The 2,526-nt window shown below is 72.7% G+C and carries 4 protein-coding genes; 2 read left to right on the top strand and 2 right to left on the bottom strand.

Annotated features, from left to right (window positions below; translation table 11 throughout):
- Positions 1–117: 117 nt before the first annotated feature.
- Positions 118–363, bottom strand: coding sequence for an antitoxin (locus ACFYM0_RS35695; RefSeq protein ID WP_266881466.1), 246 nt, complete (start codon positions 361–363; stop codon positions 118–120).
- Between the two features lie 22 nt (positions 364–385).
- Complete coding sequence (locus ACFYM0_RS35690; protein ID WP_266903967.1) at positions 386–601, bottom strand: gliding motility protein; 216 nt, start codon at positions 599–601, stop codon at positions 386–388.
- Between the two features lie 174 nt (positions 602–775).
- Between ACFYM0_RS35690 and miaA the strand changes: the two genes are divergently transcribed.
- Complete coding sequence (gene miaA, locus ACFYM0_RS35685) at positions 776–1,714, top strand: tRNA (adenosine(37)-N6)-dimethylallyltransferase MiaA (protein WP_388509200.1); 939 nt, start codon at positions 776–778, stop codon at positions 1,712–1,714.
- 132 nt (positions 1,715–1,846) lie between these two features.
- Positions 1,847–2,431 carry a hypothetical protein gene (locus tag ACFYM0_RS35680; protein WP_388509300.1) on the top strand — a complete coding sequence of 195 codons (585 nt, stop codon included), beginning with the start codon at positions 1,847–1,849 and terminating at the stop codon, positions 2,429–2,431.
- Positions 2,432–2,526 lie beyond the last annotated feature (95 nt).

Raw genomic sequence — 2,526 nt, 5'->3', positions numbered from 1 at the left:
CGCTGCCGCCCGGGGCGCGCCGGCCCGACCCGCCGGGCCCCACGAACAAAGTGTGGGGGGCCCCCCCCCCCCCCCGGCCCCCCCCCCTTCTGTGATTCCGGTGAGTCCGGGACCGCGTCAGGAAGCGGCCGGCGGCGTCGGCCCGCCGGGAGCGTCCTTGTGCGCGATCTTGCCCAGGGCGTCCTTCGCCTTGTCCGCGCCGCTAGAGATCTGGCCGCTGTACTTGCCCTTGGTCTTGGAGTCGACGGCCTTGGCCACCTTCTCCAGATTCTGGGTGATCTTGCCCTCGTGCTGAGCAGCGAGGTCGCCGACCTTGTCCTTGGCGGGCGCGAGCTTGGCCTTCAGATTGTCCAGCAGGCCCATGGGTCACCTTCCAATAGCGAGGCTACGTACGGGCACCCTCTGCGGCCTCGCTGTCCGCGCTGACCTCCGCCGACTGCTGCTTCGGGATCTCGACGGCTTCCACCGCGCTCTCCTCCGCCACAGCCTGCTCGGTCCCGGCCTCGTCGGCCGTCGCGGACTCCGCCGTCAGATCCGCGGAAACGGCCTCTTCGGTCGTCGCCTGGGTCTTGCGGCCGAGAAGCCGGTCCAAAATGCCCATGTCTACTCCTATAACGTTACTCGTGTGAGTGAAGTTCCGCCGTGGGCGGGCCGCCGTACGGCAGGCGTACGCCCGGCAGGAACCCCGCCAAGGCAACGACCCCGGTCCGGCCCCGTCACGTAGCTCGATCGGGTACATGGCGATGCCTTGACGAGGGGCTGCGAGACTGGTGCGGTGAGGAAAGCAGCCCCCGCCCCGCGGGTCATCGCCGTCGTAGGACCCACCGCGGCCGGAAAGTCCGATCTGGGCGTAGCCCTGGCCCGTCATTTCGACGGCGAAGTCGTCAACGCCGACTCGATGCAGCTGTACCGGGGGATGGACATCGGTACCGCCAAACTGACGACCGAGGAGCGCGGAGGGGTCCCGCACCACCTCCTCGACATCTGGGACGTCACCGAGACGGCGAGCGTCGCCGAGTACCAGCGCCTCGCCCGCGCGGAGATCGACGAGCTGCTCGCCCAGGGCCGGACACCGGTCCTCGTCGGCGGTTCGGGCCTCTACGTGCGCGGCGCGCTCGACGCCATGGAGTTCCCCGGCACCGACCCGGAGGTCCGGGCCCGGCTGGAGGCAGAGGTAACCCTGCGCGGCCCCGGCGCCCTGCACGCCCGCCTCGCCGCCGCCGACCCGGCCGCCGCGCAGGCGATCCTGCCCAGCAACGGCCGCCGCATCGTGCGCGCGCTGGAGGTCATCGAGATCACCGGACGGCCGTTCACCGCGAACCTGCCCGGCCACGAGTCCGTCTACGACACGGTCCAGATCGGCGTGGACGTGGCCCGGCCCGAGCTCGACGAGCGGATCGCGCTGCGCGTGGACCGGATGTGGGAGGCCGGGCTGGTGGACGAGGTCCGCACGCTGGAGGCCGCCGGCCTGCGGGGCGGAATCACGGCCTCCAGGGCGCTCGGCTACCAGCAGGTACTGGCCGCCCTCGCCGGGGAGTGCACGGAGGAGGAGGCGCGCGCCGAGACGGTCCGCGCCACCAAGCGGTTCGCCCGCAGGCAGGACTCGTGGTTCCGCCGCGACCCGAGGGTGCACTGGCTCAGCGGGGCCGCCGAGGACCGGGGAGAACTCGCCGGACTCGCGCAGTCGTTGGTCGAACGAGCGGTCACAGCCTGATCACGTGATGGCATCGGGACGCCCCGCACGCCCGTCCCGGGCCTGACGGCGTGCCATCATCAAACTTCCGCCGGTGCCGTCACCGGCGGTGAACGACGGCGTGCGAAGTCCAAGTGGGGAGGGCGCGTGGCGATGGAGGCCGGCCCTCGTGACACCGGTCGGGACGACACCCGACGGAAAACGGACCCGATGCTTCACAGCACCCGCGCCGACGGCGACGCGCTGCCCGGCGGAGCGCCGGTGGACGCCGACGGGCTCACCGACGGCCTCGCACTGCCCGCGGACGCCGACGGCCTCGGACTGCCCGCGGATCCCGCGCGGCTGACCCCCGACGGCCCGGACGCGCCCGACTCCGCCGAGGCGGAGGCGGCCGCCGCCCCCGCCTTCGAGGTGGAACTGCGCCCGCAGCGCCGGCTGAGGCTCTGGCAGATCGCCCCCATCGTCATGCTGGCCGCGGCCGGATCCCTGATGTTCGCCTTCCCCCTCGCCTTCGAGTTCGGCGACGGCGGAGCGGTCGTCGCCATGCTCGGATTCCTCATCAGCTGCTGCGCGGGCGGCTGGGGCCTGATGGCCGCGCGCCGCGTGGGCTACGCCCTGCCGGGGCTCCCGGCCCGCGGTTCGGGGCAGCGGCCCGACTGGCGCCTCGCCCTGCTGTACGCGCTGGTCGCGCTGGGTGTCGTGGCGCTCGCGGTGTACCGGGTGGCCCGGCTCCGCTAGGGGCCTGTCGTCAAACTCCCGTCTGCCTCGCGACGCCTGGCACGCGCTCTCGCCGCACCGGACGGCAGCCAAGTACGTCCAGTACACGGGCTTCC

Source organism: Streptomyces sp. NPDC006487, from assembly GCF_042870555.1.
Taxonomy (GTDB): domain Bacteria; phylum Actinomycetota; class Actinomycetes; order Streptomycetales; family Streptomycetaceae; genus Streptomyces.
The sequence above is the reverse complement of the archived record's forward strand: the minus strand, read 5'-3'. Positions and strand labels throughout refer to the sequence as shown.